Genomic DNA, 14,905 nt, shown 5'->3' on the forward strand with positions numbered 1-14,905 from the left:
GTCGTCATTGGTGGTCTGGCGTGTCCTGAGTCTGGAAACTGGCGGTGACCAGTAACCCCAACCTCAGGACTCCTGACAATGGCAAAAAAAGTCTCAAAGTTCTTTCGCATCGGCGTCGAGGGTGATACCTGCGACGGGCGCATTATCAGCGCCAGCGATATTCAGGAAATGGCCGAAACCTACGACCCGCGCGTCTACGGTTGCCGTATCAACCTTGAACACCTGCGCGGCCTGCTGCCCGATGGCGTATTCAAGCGTTATGGCGATGTGGTCGAACTGAAAGCCGAGAAGATTGACGACGATTCTGCGCTTAACGGCAAATGGGCGTTGTTCGCTAAAATCACCCCGACCGATGACCTTATTGCGATGAATAAAGCCGCGCAGAAGGTCTACACCTCAATGGAAATTCAGCCGAATTTTGCCAATACCGGCAAATGCTACCTCGTTGGTCTGGCCGTCACAGATGACCCGGCGAGCCTCGGCACTGAATACCTCGAATTCTGCCGCAACGCGAAGCACAACCCTTTGCAGCGCTTTAAGGCCAACCCTGAAAACGTCTTTTCCGCTGCCACGCTGGCCGAGCTGGAATTTGAAGACGTTCCCGACACGGTGCTCAACAGCCTGGCCGATAAGGTGAAAGCCATTTTCAGCCGTAAGCAGGTCAGCGACGATGCGCGTCTGAATGATGTGCATGAAGCGGTGACCACCGTCAGCGAACATGTGCAGACCAATCTGACCGCGCAGGATAAGCGCATTTTCGATATGGAAACCGCGTTTGCCACTTTCAAACAGGAAGTGACCGGCAAGGTTGACGAAACCAGCCAGGCATTTTCCGCCCTGAAAACCACCCTCGACAAAACCGAAAGTTTCAGCCAGCCGCGACGCGCGAAAGCCAGCGGCGGTGGCGGCGATGAGCTGCTGACCGACTGCTGATAAACCGCAGACCGAAACCGGGCGGCAACCCCGCCCGATGCTGTGACTAACCGATTAATTCAAACAGGAAATACTATGCGTCAGGAAACCCGTTTCAAGTTCAATGCCTATCTGACCCAGCTCGCCAAACTGAACGGCATCAGCGTTGATGACGTCAGCAAAAAATTCACCGTCGAGCCGTCCGTCACGCAAACGCTGATGAACACCGTGCAGGCGTCATCCGCATTTTTGCAGACGATTAACATTCTGCCGGTCGCAGAAATGAAGGGTGAGAAAATCGGCGTCGGTGTGACCGGCACCATCGCCAGCACGACCGACACCTCGGGCGACAAAGAACGCCAGACCGCAGATTTCACCGCGCTTGAGTCCAACAAGTACGAGTGCAATCAGATTAACTTTGACTTCCACCTGACCTATAAACGCCTCGACCTGTGGGCGCGTTTTCAGGACTTCCAGCGCCGCATCCGTGACGCCATTGTCCAGCGTCAGGCACTGGATTTCATCATGGCCGGGTTCAACGGTACCACTCGCGCTGATACCTCAGACCGCAGTAAAAATCCGATGCTGCAGGATGTGGCCGTCGGCTGGCTGCAGAAGTACCGCAACGAAGCCCCGGCGCGCGTGATGAGCAAAATCACCGATGCTGACGGCAACGTCGTTTCTGCTGTCATTCGTGTTGGTAAAAATGGCGACTATGAAAACCTCGACGCGCTGGTGATGGACGGTACCAATAACCTGATTGATGAGATTTATCAGGATGACCCGAAACTCGTTGCCATCGTTGGCCGTAAGCTGCTGGCCGACAAATATTTCCCGCTGGTCAACAAGCAGCAGGAAAACACCGAGTCGCTCGCGGCGGATATCATCATCAGCCAGAAGCGCATCGGTAACCTGCCCGCCGTGCGCGTGCCGTACTTCCCGGCGAATGCGGTATTCGTCACCACGCTGGAAAACCTCTCTATCTACTTCATGGATGAGAGCCACCGCCGCAGCATTGATGAGAACCCGAAAAAAGACCGCGTGGAAAACTACGAGTCGATGAACATCGACTATGTGGTCGAGGCGTATGCCGCCGGGTGTCTGCTGGAAAACATCACCCTGGGCGATTTCACCGCACCAGAAGTACCGGAAGGCGGAGTGTAAGCCCATGACGAGCCCCGCACAGCGTCACATGATGCGGGTCTCGGCCTCTCAAGCCGCGCAGCGGGAACAAGCCCCGCTGCGCCATGCAACCGCCTACGAGCAGATGCTGGTAAAGCTGGCCGAAGACCGCCGCACGTTAAAAAACATCCGTTCAAACGAACTCAAAGCCGCGAAAAAGCGCGAGCTGCTGCCGTTCTATGCGCCGTGGGTCGCGGGTGTGCTGGCTGATGGCCGTGGTGCGCAGGATGACATTGTCATGACCGTCATGCTATGGCGTCTCGATGCCGGTGATATCGCTGGCGCGCTGGAAGTTGCACCCTACGCGCTGAAATACGGCCTCACCTCAGACCATCGTCGCACCACGCCTTACATGCTGGTTGAGGAGGTGGCACTTGCCGCACTGCGCCTGCGCGATGCCGGTGAGCCTGTCGACCTCGCATTACTGCTGACCACCCTCAGCCTGACCGACGGCGCTGACGTTCCCGATATGGTGCGCGCCCGTCTGCATAAGGTGACTGGCCTGACCCTGCGTGATGCCGGTCAGAACGCCGACGCGCTGGCGCAGTTTCAGCGCGCGATGCAGCTCGACCGCAATGCCGGTGTGCGCAAAGAGATTGAGCGACTGGAGCGCGCATTGAAGCCAAAGCCAGAGGCAGCACCCCGTAAAACGACTAAACCGCGCACGCGCAAACCTGCCACCAAACCGGCGGCAAAGCGCGGGCGTCCACAAAAGGCGGTAAAAACCGCCGGTTAACTGAACGCTCCCCGAGCCGGGCGGCACGCCGGTCAAAGCGGGTTTTGACCCTGACGGCGACCGGCGTCCACCGCCCAACCTAATGAGGTTGTCATGACGACAGTAATACTGAATCAGCCCGACGAACCGCAGGACGTACCGGGCGTGGTGATTCCCGCACCGGAGACGGGCGACGCAGTGATTAAAAATACGTTCTTTTTTCCTGATGTGGATCCGAAGCGCGTGCGCGAGCTGATGCGCCTTGAGCAGACGGTTTCCGATGCGCGCCTGCGCAACGCCATCAAGACCGGCATGGCGGAAACCAATGCGGAGCTTTACGACTACCGGCTGCGCCAGATTGCTGCCGGGTTTAAGACACTGGCCGACGTGCCTGACGCCGAGGAAATCGACGGCGAGAATGTGCGCGTTTTCCACTACCTCAGCGCCGTGACGGCGATGGCGACCGCCACCCTGTATGAGCGTTATCGCGGGGTTGAGGCCACCGGCAAGGGTGACAAAAAAGCCGACAGCGTCGAAACCACCATTGATGACCTGTGGCGGGATATGCGCTGGTCGGTCTCGCGCCTGCAGGATAAGCCGCGCTGCATCGTGGGTCAGCTCTGATGAAAGTCTACGCGATGCAGGGCGATACCCTCGACGCGCTTTGCGCCCGGTATTACGGGCGCACTGAGGGCGTGGTCGAGACGGTGCTGCAGGCTAATCCCGGCCTGTCTGAGCTGGGCGTCATTCTGCCGCATGGCACGGCGGTTGACCTGCCCGACGTTGAAACATCACCCACGGCGGAGACCCTGAACCTATGGGACTGAGTATGGAAAAAATCACCACGTTTATCGCCTACTGGCTGGCCGTGGGGCTGGCGTATTTCGGGGCAATGTCGCCCGAAAAACTGGCGCTTTATGTGGGTAGTCTGTGCGCCATTTTTACGGCGGCGGTGAATTTCTGGTACCGGCGCAAAACCTTTCGTTACCTGACCGAAATGGGAATCGACAAAGGGGTGACCCGTGAGCTCAATCGTTAAACGTTGCAGTGTGGCCGCAGTGCTGGCGCTGGCGGCACTGATGCCTGATTTTCGTCTGCTGAATACCTCGCCTGATGGTCTGGCGCTGATTGCCGACCTTGAAGGGTGTCGCCTGACACCTTACCAGTGTAGCGCGGGCGTGTGGACGTCAGGCATCGGCCACACTGCCGGGGTGGTACCGAAACGCGATATCACCGAGCGCGAAGCGGCGGTAAATCTGGTCGCCGACGTGCTGAATACCGAGCGCCGTCTCGCGGTCTGCGTGCCGGCCACCATGCCGCAACCTGTTTACGACGCGCTGGTCAGTTTCTCTTTTAACGTCGGCACCGGCGCAGCCTGTCGCTCGACGCTGGTCTCTTACATCAAGCGTCATCAGTGGTGGCAGGCATGCGACCAGCTTACCCGCTGGGTGTACGTCAATGGCACTAAAAACAAAGGGCTGGAAAACCGCCGCGCGCGGGAACTGGCGTATTGCATGAAAGGAGTAACCCAATGAAAAAATATTTACGTTCCCTGATGTTCGACGCCCTGCTGGCACTGGTGCTGCTTTGGGGGCTGGCATCGCCGCAAAGCGCCGCCGTCAACTTTGTTGCCGCGTGGGCGCTGTTTGGCAGTTTCATCTGCATTACGGCGAGCGTCGCCGGTGTGGTCGCTTATGAGCACTGGCTGCGAAATACGGGCAAAAGTATTCCCGTCAATCCAGACCTGATGAAGATATTTCGCGCCGTTTTTTGCCGTAAGCCCTCTCAGGGGCGGCGGGCATGGTCTCTCATTATTTTCTCTGTTACCACGGGCTGTCTGCTTGGGGCTGGCTGGATCCTTACGGCTCTGATTTACCTGATTTGTATGCTGACCTTTAAGGCCGTTCGCGAGACCTACCGCCAGCGCATTGAGGGGGCTGGCCTGTGTCCAGAGTCATTGTGATGTTTCTGGCCTCTGCGCTGGTGCTGGCTGTGCTTGGGCTGCTGTGGTTGCGCCATGAGAACGGCAATTTATCCCGCTCCTTTGAGACAGCAAACCGCGTCGCGAGCGAACAAAAGACGACGATTGGCATGCTGAAAAATCAGCTCAGTGTTGCCGGTCAGCTTGCCAGACGTAATGAATCTGCGCAGGTGGCACTGCGTGAACAGCTCGAAAAGGCTAGCGAGGAAGCCAGCCGCCGCGAGCAGACGATAACGAGGTTACTTAATGAAAATGAAGCCTTTCGCCGCTGGTATAACGCTGCTTTGCCTGATGTTGTGCGTCGGCTGCACACCCGCACCGCCTGCGCCAGCGCCGGTGATTGTGGTCAGCGGATGCCCGAGGGTGAGCCTTTGCCCGATGCCGGGAAGTGACCCGAAAACCAATGGCGACCTGAGCGCGGATATCCGCCGCCTTGAGGGCGCGCTGACCGCCTGCGCGCTGCAGGTTAAAACCGTCAAACACTGTCAGGATGAACTCGATGCAGAAGCACAAAAGCCTGCGCAAAGCGCTGATTAATGCCGTGCCGCAGCTCCGAAATAACCCCGATATGCTGCGCCTGTTTGCCGACAACGGCCATACCGATTCCCGACTGGCGAGCTCGCTGTCGTTTGAAAAGGTGTATGTGCTTAACGTGGTGGTGACCGACTTTACCGGCGACCTCGATTTGATATTCGTGCCGGTGCAGGCGTGGCTGCGTGAACATCAGCCGGACATTATGACCACCGACGACGGCCGGGAAAAAGGATTCACCTGGATTATTGATATCAATAACGACGATTCGCTTGATATCAGTATCAGCCTGAGGCTCACCGAGCGCACGCTCGTCAAAGAGGTCGACGGCGCGCTGCACGTCAGCTATGCCCCTGAGCCGCCACTGCCTGAGCCGGTGACGCGCCCGGTCGAGCTGTACGTTAACGGCGAACTGGTGAGTAAGTGGAATGAGTGAGTTAACCGCGCTGCAGGAACGTCTTGCCGGTCTGATTGCCAGCCTGTCACCGGCGGCGCGTCGGCAAATGGCGGCTGAGATTGCGAAAAAGTTGCGTACCAGTCAGCAACAGCGCATCAAGCGCCAGCAGGCACCCGACGGCACCCCGTATGCCGCGCGAAAGCGCCAGCCGGTGAAGAGCAAGAAAGGCCGCATTAAGCGCGAAATGTTCGCCAGACTGCGCACCAGTCGCTTTATGAAAGCCAAAGGCAGCGACAGTGCGGCGGTGGTGGAGTTTACCGGCAAGGTGCAGCGCATGGCGCGGGTGCATCAGTACGGGCTCAAAGACCGGCCAAACCGCAACAGCCGGGATGTGCAGTACGATGCCCGCCCGTTGCTCGGTTTCACCCGCGACGATGAGCAGATGATTGAAGACGTCATTATCAGGCACCTCGGCAAATAAATATTGTGTGAACCACCACCGGAGCCGCGCGAATTGGCGCGACTCCAGACCAGAGGCATCCTTGCACTATGAATACGTTATCCACGATACAGGAGCTCGCACGCGCGATTCGCAACCTCATCCGCTCAGGTGTGGTGACTGAGGTTGATACCGTGCAGGGGCTGTGCCGCGTACAAAGCGGCGGGATCCAGACAACATGGCTGAACTGGCTGACCACCCGCGCCGGTCGTTCGCGGACGTGGTGGGCTCCCTCGGTCGGTGAGCAGGTTCTGCTGCTGGCAATCGGTGGTGAGCTTGATACCGCTTTCGTGCTGCCGGGTATTTTCTCCGACGATAACCCCGCTCCGTCGGCCTCGGCGGATGCGTGGCATGTGGCTTTCCCTGATGGTGCGGTCATTGAGTACGAGCCCGAAACCGGCGCGCTGACGGTCAGCGGCATAAAAACGGCCGACGTGACGGCATCGGAGTCCATCACCGCAACCGTGCCGCTGGTACTGGTGAAAGCCTCGACCAGTATCACCCTCGACACCCCGGAGGTGATTTGCACCAATAAGCTGACGACGGCGACGCTTGAGGTGCAGAAAGGCGGCAAGATGAGCGGCAATATCGAACATTCCGGCGGGTCACTGTCGTCTAATGGCAAGGTGCTCCACACCCATAAACACCCGGGCGACAGCGGCGGGCAAACGGGGGCTCCGTTATGACGGCGCGCTATCAGGGGATGAACCGAAATACCGGCCTCGGCATCAGCGACACTGAGCACATCAGTCAGAGCATGCGCGACATACTGCTGACGCCGGTCGGCTCGCGGGTGATGCGCCGTGAATATGGCTCGCTTCTGTCGGCGCTGATTGATATGCCGCAAAACCCGGCGCTCAGGCTGCAAATTATGGTGGCGTGCTATTCGGCTATCCAGAAGTGGGAGCCGCGCATCCGGCTTACCGCCATCAGCTTTGAGACCGGCGACGCTGGCGAAATGTATGTCGATATTACCGGGATGCGTACCGATACCGGTGCGTCAGTTTCAACCACTGTTTCACTGAGTTAAATCACTATGGCAACCGTTGACCTGAGTCAGTTACCCGTTCCCGACGTGGTTGAGGAACTGGACTATGAAACCATCCTTGCGGAACGCATTGCGACGCTGATTTCGCTCTATCCCGAAGACCAGCAGGAGTCCATTGCCCGGACGCTCGCGCTTGAGTCAGAGCCGATTGTTAAGCTGCTGCAGGAAAACGCCTACCGTGAAGTTATCTGGCGTCAGCGGGTGAACGAAGCCGCGCAGGCGGTGACGCTGGCCTATTCCGCCGGTAACGACCTCGACGTCGTGGCAGGGAACAACAATACCGAACGCCTGACCATCGCCCCGGCGGATGACACCACCATCCCGCCGACACCTGCCGTTATGGAGTCTGATACCGACCTGCGACTGCGCACGCAACAGGCGTTTGAGGGATTGAGCGTGGCGGGTCCGGTCGGTGCATATGAGTATCACGGTCGCAGCGCCGACGGGCGGGTCGCTGACGTTTCGGTCGCCAGCCCGTCGCCAGCCTGCGTGACGATTACCGTGCTATCGCGTGAGGGTGACGGCACTGCCAGCCCTGAGCTACTGGCGATTGTTGATAAAGCGCTGAACGCCGAAGATGTGCGCCCGGTGGCTGACCGGGTGACCGTCCAGTCAGCCGAGATTGTGCCGTACCAGATTGACGCGACGATCTACGTTTACCCCGGCCCCGAATCTGAACCCATCAGGCAGGCGTCAGAGCAGAAGCTGCAGAGCTACATCAGCGCGCAGCACCGCCTCGGGCGTGATATCCGTCTGTCAGCCATTTATGCGGCGCTGCATGTTGAGGGGGTGCAGCGTGTCGAGCTGACATCACCGCAGGCCGACATAGTGCTGAGTAAGTCGCAGGCGTCGAACTGTACCGAGTACCAGATAACTATCGGGGGCTCGGATGAATGACCGGCTATTACCCGTTGGCTCGTCGCCGCTGGAAGTCGCCGCCGCCGCTGCGTTCTCTGAGATTCAGCGCGTGCCGGTACCGCTGCGCACCCTGTGGAACTGGCGCACCTGCCCGGTAAAGCTGCTGCCGTATCTGGCGTGGGCGCTGTCGGTCGACAGGTGGGATGAGAAATGGCCGGAGGCGACAAAGCGCAGCGTCTGCGCGTCCTCGTTTTTCGTCCATCAGCACAAAGGCACCATCAGCGCATTGCGTCGGGTCGTCGAGCCGCTCGGCTTTCTGATTGAGGTGCGCGAGTGGTGGCAACTCGACGAGGAGCCAGGCACATTCCGCCTCGTTGTTGGCGTCCTCGACAGCGGCATCACTGACGAAATGTATCAGGAGCTTGAGCGCCTGATTGAAGACGCCAAACCGGCAAGTCGCCACCTGACCGGGCTGGCTATCAGTCTGAGCTCGACCGGCGAACTGTATGTCGGCGCGGGATGCTATCACGGCGACGCGCTGACTGTTTACCCCTACACCCCCGAGGAGATTGTCGTCGGCGGTGAATATTACCCGGCCTCGGCCATCCATTTGATTGATAACCTGAGAGTGAACGCATGACCGCAAAATATTTTGCCATTCTGACCAATCAGGGCGCGGCGCGGCTGGCGAACGCGGCGGCACTCGGTACCAAACTCAACCTGACGCAGATGGCCGTCGGTGATGCGAATGGTACGTTGCCGACCCCTGACCCGTCGCAGACGAAGCTCATTAACCAGAAACGCATCGCGCCGCTGAACCTGCTGACCGTTGACCCGGCCAATACCAGTCAGATTATCGCGGAACAGATTATTCCCGAGAATGAAGGTGGTTTCTGGATCCGCGAGATTGGTCTCTATGACGATGATGGTATTCTGATTGCCGTGGCGAACTGTCCGGAGACCTACAAGCCACAACTGCAGGAGGGAAGCGGCCGCACGCAAACCATTCGCATGATTCTGATTGTGTCGAGCACATCGGCAATCACCCTGAAAATCGACCCGTCGGTTGTGCTGGCAACTCGTAAGTATGTCGACGATAAGGTTATCGAGGTGAAAGCCTATTCTGATGACCTGATGAAAAAGCATGTCAATGCTGATAATCCGCATACGCAATACCCGCTGATTGCGAACGCACTTAAAGAAATGGCCGACGCAGGATTGGTTGCTGAGGTTCTCAAAAACCTTCAATTGGGAGAAGCGGCAAAAAGGGACGTGGGAACCGGTAATAATCAACTCCCGGACATGTCCGCATTTGGTCTGTCACGAAACGGAAAAACTGCATGGGATATCCTCCCAAATGGCATGATCCGACAGGTTGGTACTGTGACACTGACACCAGTTGGTAACTTCAACGAGTATGTGCTTGGTGGGGTGAGATATTACACCCATTACTACAGGGTTAATTTCCCCAGACAATTCCCAAATGCACAAATAGCAACGCTGGCAACATTAGCGAGTTACGGCTTTTCGACCCAGGCATCAATGGCCGGAAAATCACTGGCAACGCATCGCGATACTGATTCTGGCACTGACGTATCAAGAACGCGATTCACTGTGGCGTATACGACACCCAATCTTGGCGAAATACCGACACTGCATTTTGAATCAATAGGATACTAAATATGGGGAATATCTATTTCAGCCCAACGACCGTTGGTTTTTATGTTTCTGAACAAGAGCGACCTGATGATGCGGTTGAAGTCTCGCCAGAAGTGGAATCATTCTTGAGGGAAACTGTTATCTGGGGAGCTGATACATTTACCGTCGAACGGGATAAGGCATCGGTGACATACCCGCCAGAGTTGCATGAGTATGTCACTGAATATTGCGCACCAATCAAATATCCAGCAAATGCAATATAGGAACCTTTGAAAGAATGGCGGGCTGATGCCCGTCTTTTTTATGAATTGTTTATGTGCCATCGGCTATCCATCGCCGATAAATAGCCCCTCACCAGACCAGTCAGGACAATAACACTCGCCCACTAACCACGGAGTTAACCGGATGAGTGATTTTCACCACGGCGTGCAGGTGCTTGAGATTAACGACGGCACCCGCGTCATTTCCACTGTTGCAACCGCAATCGTCGGCATGGTCTGCACGGCCAGCGATGCGGATGCCGAGACATTCCCCCTCAACGAGCCGGTACTGATTACCAATGTGCAGAGCGCCATTGCGAAAGCCGGTAAAAAAGGCACGTTGTCTGCCTCCCTGCAGGCTATCGCCGACCAGTCAAAACCCGTCACCGTTGTTGTGCGCGTTGCCGAAGGTGTCGACGATGACCCGGATGCAGCTCAGGCGCAGACCATTTCTAACATCATCGGCGGCACGGATGAGAACGGTAAATACACCGGCATTAAGGCGCTATTGACTGCCGAAGCGGTCACCGGCGTTAAGCCGCGCATTCTCGGCGTGCCGGGTCTCGATACCAAAGAGGTCGCAGTCGCACTTGCTTCGGTCTGTATCAGCCTGCGCGCCTTTGGCTATATCAGCGCATGGGGTTGTAAAACCATTTCCGAGGCGATGGCCTATCGCGAGAATTTCAGTCAGCGCGAGCTGATGGTCATCTGGCCTGACTTCCTCGCATGGGACACCACCACGAACGCCACCGCAACAGCCTACGCCACCGCGCGCGCACTCGGCCTGCGCGCCTACATCGACCAGACTGTCGGCTGGCATAAAACCCTGTCTAACGTCGGCGTGCAGGGTGTCACCGGCATCAGTGCGTCAGTCTTTTGGGATTTGCAGGCATCCGGCACCGATGCTGACCTGCTCAACGAGGCCGGGGTCACGACGCTGGTGCGTAAAGATGGTTTCCGCTTTTGGGGTAACCGCACCTGTTCTGATGACCCACTTTTCCTGTTTGAGAACTACACCCGCACCGCGCAGGTGCTGGCCGACACGATGGCCGAGGCTCACATGTGGGCGGTCGATAAGCCCATCACCGCATCGCTCATCCGTGACATTGTCGACGGCATTAATGCCAAATTCCGCGAACTGAAATCAAATGGCTACATCGTGGACGGTGAGTGCTGGTTCGACGAGGAATCGAACGATAAGGAAACCCTCAAAGCCGGGAAACTGTATATCGACTACGACTATACGCCGGTTCCACCACTGGAAAGTCTGACCCTGCGCCAGCGTATCACCGATAAATATCTGGTGAATCTGGCCGAATCGGTCAACAGCTAAGGAGCCTGAAACAACATGGCACTACCCCGCAAACTCAAATATCTGAACATGTTTAACGACGGCCTTAGCTACATGGGCGTTGTTGAATCCGTGACGCTGCCGAAGCTGACCCGCAAACTCGAAAACTATCGCGGCGGCGGCATGAATGGCGCGGCGGCGATTGACCTCGGCCTCGACGATGATGCGTTGACCGTCGAGTGGTCTGTCGGTGGCCTGCCTGATGTGGCGCTGTGGGCGCAGTACGCCGCGCCGGGTGCTGATGCCGTGCCGCTGCGTTTTGCTGGATCCTACCAGCGCGACGACACCGGCGAAATCATCGCGGTTGAGGTGGTCATGCGTGGCCGTCATAAAGAAATCGACGGCGGCGAAAATAAGCAGGGTGAAAACACCTCGACCAAACTGTCGACCGTCTGCACCTATTACCGCCTCACGATTGATGGTAGCGACGTCATCGAAATCGACACCGTCAACATGGTCGAGAAGGTGAACGGCGTTGACCGTCTGGAACAGCACCGCCGCGCAATCGGGCTGTAATTCCATGACCGGTCAGCACTGCTGGCCGGTTATTAATCCCCATTCAGAGCAGAGAAAAACATCATGGCAAAAGCACCACGTAAAACCGCTGAATTTGTTGATACGGCTGGCAATGAAATTGAGACCGCAAACCCGAACGTCGTGACCCTCGATAAGCCGATTAAGCGCGCCGGTCAGACGATTGATAAAGTCACCCTGATTGAGCCGAACGCCGGCACCCTGCGCGGTGTCAGTCTGGCGGCGGTGGCACAATCTGAGGTCGATGCGCTGATTAAAGTCCTGCCCCGCATGACCTACCCCGCGCTCACCACGCAGGAACTGACCGCGATGAACCTGCCCGATATGCTGTCGCTGGCCGCTAAGGTGATTGGTTTTTTGTCACCGGCTTCGGCGGAGTAGATTTCCCGCCTGACCTGTCGACCGATGACCTGATGGCGGATATTGCAGTGATATTTCACTGGTCGCCATCAGAGCTCTATTCCCTGAGCCTGACCGAGCTCATCACATGGCGCGAAAAGGCGCTGCAGCGTAGCGGAAACCACAATGAGTAATAACCTGAGGCTTGAGGTATTGCTGAAAGCGGTCGACCAGGCGACCCGACCGCTTAAATCCATCCAGACCGCGAGTAAATCCCTGTCGGGTGATATTCGCGACACACAAAAAGGGCTGCGTGACCTGAATGGTCAGGCGTCAAAAATCGACGGCTTTCGTAAGGCAAGCGCGCAACTGGCCGTGACCAGTCAGGCGCTTGAGAAAGCGAAACGCGAAGCCGGTGAACTGGCCGTGCAGTTTAAAAACACCACCAGTCCGACCCGCGCGCAGGCGCAGGCACTCGAAGCGGCAAAGCGTGCCGCCTCTGAGCTGCAGACGAAATACAACAGCCTGAGAACGTCTGTACAGCGCCAGCGCTCCGAACTGATGCAGGCCGGTATTAATACCCGCACCCTTTCTGCCGATGAGCGTCGGCTCAAAACCTCCATCAGCGAAACGACGGCGCAGCTTAATCGACAGCGCGAGGCACTGGCGCGCGTCAGTGCGCAGCAGGCGAAATTAAGCCGCGTGAAAGCCAGATACCAGTCAGGCAAAGAGCTTGCCGGTAATGCGGCAGCGGCTGGCGCTGCAGGTGTTGGCATTGCGGCTGCGGGAACGATGGCCGGGGTGAAATTACTGATGCCCGGTTATGATTTTGCGCAGAAAAATTCCGAGCTGCAGGCCGTGCTCGGGGTCGATAAGCAGTCGCCAGAAATGCAGGCGCTGCGCAAACAGGCGCGCCAGCTCGGCGACAATACTGCCGCCTCTGCTGATGACGCCGCGAGTGCGCAGATTATTATCGCAAAAGGTGGTGGTGATGCTGAATCTATAGCGGCCATGACGCCTGTGACTCTCAACCTGTCACTTGCGAACAGAAAAACAATGGAGGAAAACGCGCAACTACTGATGGGGACAAAAGCCGCCTTTCAACTCTCTAATGACGCGGCTGCACATATTGGTGATGTTCTTTCAACCACGATGAACAAGACCACTGCCGATTTTCAGGGGCTAAGTGACTCATTAAGTTACCTTGCACCTGTAGCGAAAAATGCCGGGGTGAGTCTTGAGCAAGCGGCGGCGATTACCGGCACACTTCATGATAATAACATCAGGGGGTCAATGGCTGGGACGGGCGGCGCGGCTGTTATAACGAGACTACAGGCACCAACAGGCAAAGCATACGATGCTCTCAAAGAGTTGGGTGTTAAAACCTCGGACAGCAAAGGCAATACGCGTCCTTTATTTACCATCCTGAAAGAAATGCAGGCCAGCTTTGAGCGAAACAAGCTCGGCACAGGTCAGAAAGCTGAATATGTGAAAACCATATTCGGCGAGGAGGCCATGAAGTCTGCAAGTGTACTGATGGCGGCAGCGGCCAGCGGAAAACTCGATAAGCTCACCGCTACGATAAAGGCCTCAGACGGTAAAACCGAGGAGTTGGTCAAGGTTATGCAGGATAACCTCGGCGGCGATTTTAAAGAATTCCAGTCTGCTTATGAGGCTGTTGGTACTGACCTCTATGACCAGCAAGAGGGCTCACTGCGCAAACTTACCCAAACGGCCACGCAGTATGTGTTAAAGCTCGACGGCTGGATCCAGAAAAATAAGGGGCTCGCGGAAACTATCGGCATCATTGCCGGTGGCGCACTGGCTCTGATTGGTATCATCGGCGGTATTGGTCTCGTTGCGTGGCCGGTTGTCATGGGGATTAACGCCATTATTGCCGCTGCTGGCGTGCTGGGTACGGTCTTTACTGTCGCTGGTAGTGCCATTGTGACCGCGCTCGGTGCGATTACCTGGCCGATTGTGGCAGTCGGGGTGGCGATTGTGGCCGGGGCGCTGCTTATCCGCAAATATTGGGAACCCATTAGCGCATTTTTCTCAGGGGTGATTGAGGGCATCATGAGTGCCTTTGCACCCGTCGGTGAAATGTTCGCCCCGCTAGCCCCCATCTTTGATGGCCTCGGTGAGAAGCTGCGCGGCGTCTGGCAGTGGTTTAAAGACCTGATTGCGCCGGTCAAGGCCACGCAGGAGACGCTCGATAGCTGCAAAAATGTCGGCGTCATTTTTGGACAGGCGCTGGCCGATGCGCTGATGTTGCCTCTGAATATTTTCAATAAGCTGCGCGGTGGTCTTGATGTAATTCTCGAAAAGCTCGGTCTCGTTAAAAAGGAATCGAGCAGTATTGATGCGGAAACAGCAAAAGCGCCGCCGGTTGGTCAGGGTGGCGGGTACATTCCGACAACCAGCTCGCTTGGCGGGTATCAGGCTTATCAGCCTGTCACGGCTCCCGCTGGTCGTACCTACATTGACCAGAGCAGCCCAACCTATCAAATCAACCTGCCGGGAGCTGGAGCTCCGGGCGGTCAGCTAGGGAATCAGTTGCAGGATGCGTTAGAAAAATATGAGCGCGACAAGCGAGCCAAAGCCCGCGCCAGCATGATGCACGATTAAGGAGGCTGATG

At 57.0% G+C, this 14,905-nt stretch carries 23 protein-coding genes; all 23 read left to right on the top strand.

What is annotated here, in order from left to right:
- Positions 1 to 78 precede the first annotated feature (78 nt).
- The 23 genes from N6P30_RS14255 (at position 79) to N6P30_RS14365 (ending at position 14,894) form a co-directional block, all read left to right on the top strand.
- Positions 79 to 933: a GPO family capsid scaffolding protein gene (locus N6P30_RS14255; RefSeq protein WP_260629953.1), complete on the top strand. Its 855-nt coding sequence runs from the start codon at positions 79 to 81 to the stop codon at positions 931 to 933.
- Positions 934 to 1,008: 75 nt separating this feature from the next.
- Positions 1,009 to 2,076 (top strand): phage major capsid protein, P2 family, encoded by a 1,068-nt coding sequence (locus N6P30_RS14260; protein ID WP_181626710.1) that lies wholly within the window; start codon positions 1,009 to 1,011, stop codon positions 2,074 to 2,076.
- A 4-nt stretch (positions 2,077 to 2,080) separates the two neighbouring features.
- The gene (locus tag N6P30_RS14265) at positions 2,081 to 2,830 is read left to right on the top strand and encodes a terminase endonuclease subunit (protein WP_175098595.1); all 750 of its coding nucleotides are present in this window, start codon (positions 2,081 to 2,083) and stop codon (positions 2,828 to 2,830) included.
- Between the two features lie 93 nt (positions 2,831 to 2,923).
- Positions 2,924 to 3,433 (top strand): head completion/stabilization protein, encoded by a 510-nt coding sequence (locus N6P30_RS14270; protein WP_000214252.1) that lies wholly within the window; start codon positions 2,924 to 2,926, stop codon positions 3,431 to 3,433.
- Positions 3,433 to 3,636 carry a tail protein X gene (locus tag N6P30_RS14275; protein WP_040229159.1) on the top strand — a complete coding sequence of 68 codons (204 nt, stop codon included), beginning with the start codon at positions 3,433 to 3,435 and terminating at the stop codon, positions 3,634 to 3,636. Before N6P30_RS14270 ends, N6P30_RS14275 begins: the two co-directional genes overlap by 1 nt.
- Positions 3,627 to 3,848, top strand: coding sequence for an HP1 family phage holin (locus N6P30_RS14280; RefSeq protein WP_001437784.1), 222 nt, complete (start codon positions 3,627 to 3,629; stop codon positions 3,846 to 3,848). The genes N6P30_RS14275 and N6P30_RS14280 overlap by 10 nt, the downstream gene beginning before the upstream one ends.
- On the top strand, positions 3,832 to 4,344 hold the full coding sequence (locus N6P30_RS14285; protein WP_040229157.1) for a lysozyme: 513 nt from the start codon (positions 3,832 to 3,834) through the stop codon (positions 4,342 to 4,344). The genes N6P30_RS14280 and N6P30_RS14285 overlap by 17 nt, the downstream gene beginning before the upstream one ends.
- Positions 4,341 to 4,772 carry a DNZ54_00345 family protein gene (locus N6P30_RS14290; protein ID WP_044068238.1) on the top strand — a complete coding sequence of 144 codons (432 nt, stop codon included), beginning with the start codon at positions 4,341 to 4,343 and terminating at the stop codon, positions 4,770 to 4,772. Before N6P30_RS14285 ends, N6P30_RS14290 begins: the two co-directional genes overlap by 4 nt.
- A complete protein-coding gene (gene lysB / locus N6P30_RS14295) occupies positions 4,772 to 5,182 on the top strand; it encodes an Rz-like lysis system protein LysB (RefSeq protein WP_044068236.1) in 411 nt (136 codons plus the stop codon). The genes N6P30_RS14290 and lysB overlap by 1 nt, the downstream gene beginning before the upstream one ends.
- On the top strand, positions 5,082 to 5,327 hold the full coding sequence (lysC, locus tag N6P30_RS14300) for an Rz1-like lysis system protein LysC (protein WP_229045982.1): 246 nt from the start codon (positions 5,082 to 5,084) through the stop codon (positions 5,325 to 5,327). The genes lysB and lysC overlap by 101 nt, the downstream gene beginning before the upstream one ends.
- Positions 5,290 to 5,757 (top strand): phage tail protein, encoded by a 468-nt coding sequence (locus tag N6P30_RS14305; RefSeq protein WP_095032837.1) that lies wholly within the window; start codon positions 5,290 to 5,292, stop codon positions 5,755 to 5,757. Before lysC ends, N6P30_RS14305 begins: the two co-directional genes overlap by 38 nt.
- Positions 5,750 to 6,199 carry a phage virion morphogenesis protein gene (locus tag N6P30_RS14310; RefSeq protein WP_175136013.1) on the top strand — a complete coding sequence of 150 codons (450 nt, stop codon included), beginning with the start codon at positions 5,750 to 5,752 and terminating at the stop codon, positions 6,197 to 6,199. Before N6P30_RS14305 ends, N6P30_RS14310 begins: the two co-directional genes overlap by 8 nt.
- A gap of 68 nt (positions 6,200 to 6,267) precedes the next feature.
- Positions 6,268 to 6,903 carry a phage baseplate assembly protein V gene (locus N6P30_RS14315; RefSeq protein WP_001094751.1) on the top strand — a complete coding sequence of 212 codons (636 nt, stop codon included), beginning with the start codon at positions 6,268 to 6,270 and terminating at the stop codon, positions 6,901 to 6,903.
- Positions 6,900 to 7,247 carry a GPW/gp25 family protein gene (locus N6P30_RS14320; RefSeq protein ID WP_000127178.1) on the top strand — a complete coding sequence of 116 codons (348 nt, stop codon included), beginning with the start codon at positions 6,900 to 6,902 and terminating at the stop codon, positions 7,245 to 7,247. Before N6P30_RS14315 ends, N6P30_RS14320 begins: the two co-directional genes overlap by 4 nt.
- 6 nt (positions 7,248 to 7,253) lie before the next feature.
- On the top strand, positions 7,254 to 8,162 hold the full coding sequence (locus N6P30_RS14325; protein ID WP_040229144.1) for a baseplate assembly protein: 909 nt from the start codon (positions 7,254 to 7,256) through the stop codon (positions 8,160 to 8,162).
- The gene (locus N6P30_RS14330; RefSeq protein WP_000999856.1) at positions 8,155 to 8,763 is read left to right on the top strand and encodes a phage tail protein I; all 609 of its coding nucleotides are present in this window, start codon (positions 8,155 to 8,157) and stop codon (positions 8,761 to 8,763) included. The genes N6P30_RS14325 and N6P30_RS14330 overlap by 8 nt, the downstream gene beginning before the upstream one ends.
- Positions 8,760 to 9,803: a phage tail protein gene (locus N6P30_RS14335; protein WP_260629954.1), complete on the top strand. Its 1,044-nt coding sequence runs from the start codon at positions 8,760 to 8,762 to the stop codon at positions 9,801 to 9,803. Before N6P30_RS14330 ends, N6P30_RS14335 begins: the two co-directional genes overlap by 4 nt.
- A gap of 2 nt (positions 9,804 to 9,805) precedes the next feature.
- Positions 9,806 to 10,045, top strand: coding sequence for a hypothetical protein (locus N6P30_RS14340; RefSeq protein ID WP_160387332.1), 240 nt, complete (start codon positions 9,806 to 9,808; stop codon positions 10,043 to 10,045).
- Between the two features lie 142 nt (positions 10,046 to 10,187).
- On the top strand, positions 10,188 to 11,375 hold the full coding sequence (locus N6P30_RS14345) for a phage tail sheath protein (RefSeq protein WP_047028091.1): 1,188 nt from the start codon (positions 10,188 to 10,190) through the stop codon (positions 11,373 to 11,375).
- A 15-nt stretch (positions 11,376 to 11,390) separates the two neighbouring features.
- Complete coding sequence (locus tag N6P30_RS14350) at positions 11,391 to 11,909, top strand: phage major tail tube protein (RefSeq protein WP_001207674.1); 519 nt, start codon at positions 11,391 to 11,393, stop codon at positions 11,907 to 11,909.
- Positions 11,910 to 11,972: 63 nt separating this feature from the next.
- Positions 11,973 to 12,308 carry a phage tail assembly protein gene (locus N6P30_RS14355; protein ID WP_175098604.1) on the top strand — a complete coding sequence of 112 codons (336 nt, stop codon included), beginning with the start codon at positions 11,973 to 11,975 and terminating at the stop codon, positions 12,306 to 12,308.
- Between the two features lie 32 nt (positions 12,309 to 12,340).
- Complete coding sequence (locus tag N6P30_RS14360) at positions 12,341 to 12,460, top strand: GpE family phage tail protein (RefSeq protein WP_001630833.1); 120 nt, start codon at positions 12,341 to 12,343, stop codon at positions 12,458 to 12,460.
- Positions 12,453 to 14,894 (top strand): phage tail tape measure protein, encoded by a 2,442-nt coding sequence (locus N6P30_RS14365; RefSeq protein WP_040229135.1) that lies wholly within the window; start codon positions 12,453 to 12,455, stop codon positions 14,892 to 14,894. The genes N6P30_RS14360 and N6P30_RS14365 overlap by 8 nt, the downstream gene beginning before the upstream one ends.
- Positions 14,895 to 14,905 lie beyond the last annotated feature (11 nt).

This window comes from Enterobacter sp. PL1, assembly GCF_945957325.1.
Taxonomy (GTDB): domain Bacteria; phylum Pseudomonadota; class Gammaproteobacteria; order Enterobacterales; family Enterobacteriaceae; genus Enterobacter; species Enterobacter roggenkampii.

Coding starts and splice junctions, on each gene's coding strand:
- N6P30_RS14320 (WP_000127178.1), top strand. CDS start 6,900: ATGACGGCGCGCTATCAGGGGATGAACCGAAATACCGGCCTCGGCATC.
- N6P30_RS14350 (WP_001207674.1), top strand. CDS start 11,391: ATGGCACTACCCCGCAAACTCAAATATCTGAACATGTTTAACGACGGC.
- N6P30_RS14310 (WP_175136013.1), top strand. CDS start 5,750: ATGAGTGAGTTAACCGCGCTGCAGGAACGTCTTGCCGGTCTGATTGCC.
- N6P30_RS14340 (WP_160387332.1), top strand. CDS start 9,806: ATGGGGAATATCTATTTCAGCCCAACGACCGTTGGTTTTTATGTTTCT.
- N6P30_RS14365 (WP_040229135.1), top strand. CDS start 12,453: ATGAGTAATAACCTGAGGCTTGAGGTATTGCTGAAAGCGGTCGACCAG.
- N6P30_RS14270 (WP_000214252.1), top strand. CDS start 2,924: ATGACGACAGTAATACTGAATCAGCCCGACGAACCGCAGGACGTACCG.
- N6P30_RS14355 (WP_175098604.1), top strand. CDS start 11,973: ATGGCAAAAGCACCACGTAAAACCGCTGAATTTGTTGATACGGCTGGC.
- N6P30_RS14275 (WP_040229159.1), top strand. CDS start 3,433: ATGAAAGTCTACGCGATGCAGGGCGATACCCTCGACGCGCTTTGCGCC.
- lysC (WP_229045982.1), top strand. CDS start 5,082: ATGTTGTGCGTCGGCTGCACACCCGCACCGCCTGCGCCAGCGCCGGTG.
- N6P30_RS14255 (WP_260629953.1), top strand. CDS start 79: ATGGCAAAAAAAGTCTCAAAGTTCTTTCGCATCGGCGTCGAGGGTGAT.
- N6P30_RS14280 (WP_001437784.1), top strand. CDS start 3,627: ATGGGACTGAGTATGGAAAAAATCACCACGTTTATCGCCTACTGGCTG.
- N6P30_RS14305 (WP_095032837.1), top strand. CDS start 5,290: ATGCAGAAGCACAAAAGCCTGCGCAAAGCGCTGATTAATGCCGTGCCG.
- N6P30_RS14315 (WP_001094751.1), top strand. CDS start 6,268: ATGAATACGTTATCCACGATACAGGAGCTCGCACGCGCGATTCGCAAC.
- N6P30_RS14260 (WP_181626710.1), top strand. CDS start 1,009: ATGCGTCAGGAAACCCGTTTCAAGTTCAATGCCTATCTGACCCAGCTC.
- lysB (WP_044068236.1), top strand. CDS start 4,772: ATGTTTCTGGCCTCTGCGCTGGTGCTGGCTGTGCTTGGGCTGCTGTGG.
- N6P30_RS14325 (WP_040229144.1), top strand. CDS start 7,254: ATGGCAACCGTTGACCTGAGTCAGTTACCCGTTCCCGACGTGGTTGAG.
- N6P30_RS14335 (WP_260629954.1), top strand. CDS start 8,760: ATGACCGCAAAATATTTTGCCATTCTGACCAATCAGGGCGCGGCGCGG.
- N6P30_RS14345 (WP_047028091.1), top strand. CDS start 10,188: ATGAGTGATTTTCACCACGGCGTGCAGGTGCTTGAGATTAACGACGGC.
- N6P30_RS14265 (WP_175098595.1), top strand. CDS start 2,081: ATGACGAGCCCCGCACAGCGTCACATGATGCGGGTCTCGGCCTCTCAA.
- N6P30_RS14330 (WP_000999856.1), top strand. CDS start 8,155: ATGAATGACCGGCTATTACCCGTTGGCTCGTCGCCGCTGGAAGTCGCC.
- N6P30_RS14290 (WP_044068238.1), top strand. CDS start 4,341: ATGAAAAAATATTTACGTTCCCTGATGTTCGACGCCCTGCTGGCACTG.
- N6P30_RS14360 (WP_001630833.1), top strand. CDS start 12,341: ATGGCGGATATTGCAGTGATATTTCACTGGTCGCCATCAGAGCTCTAT.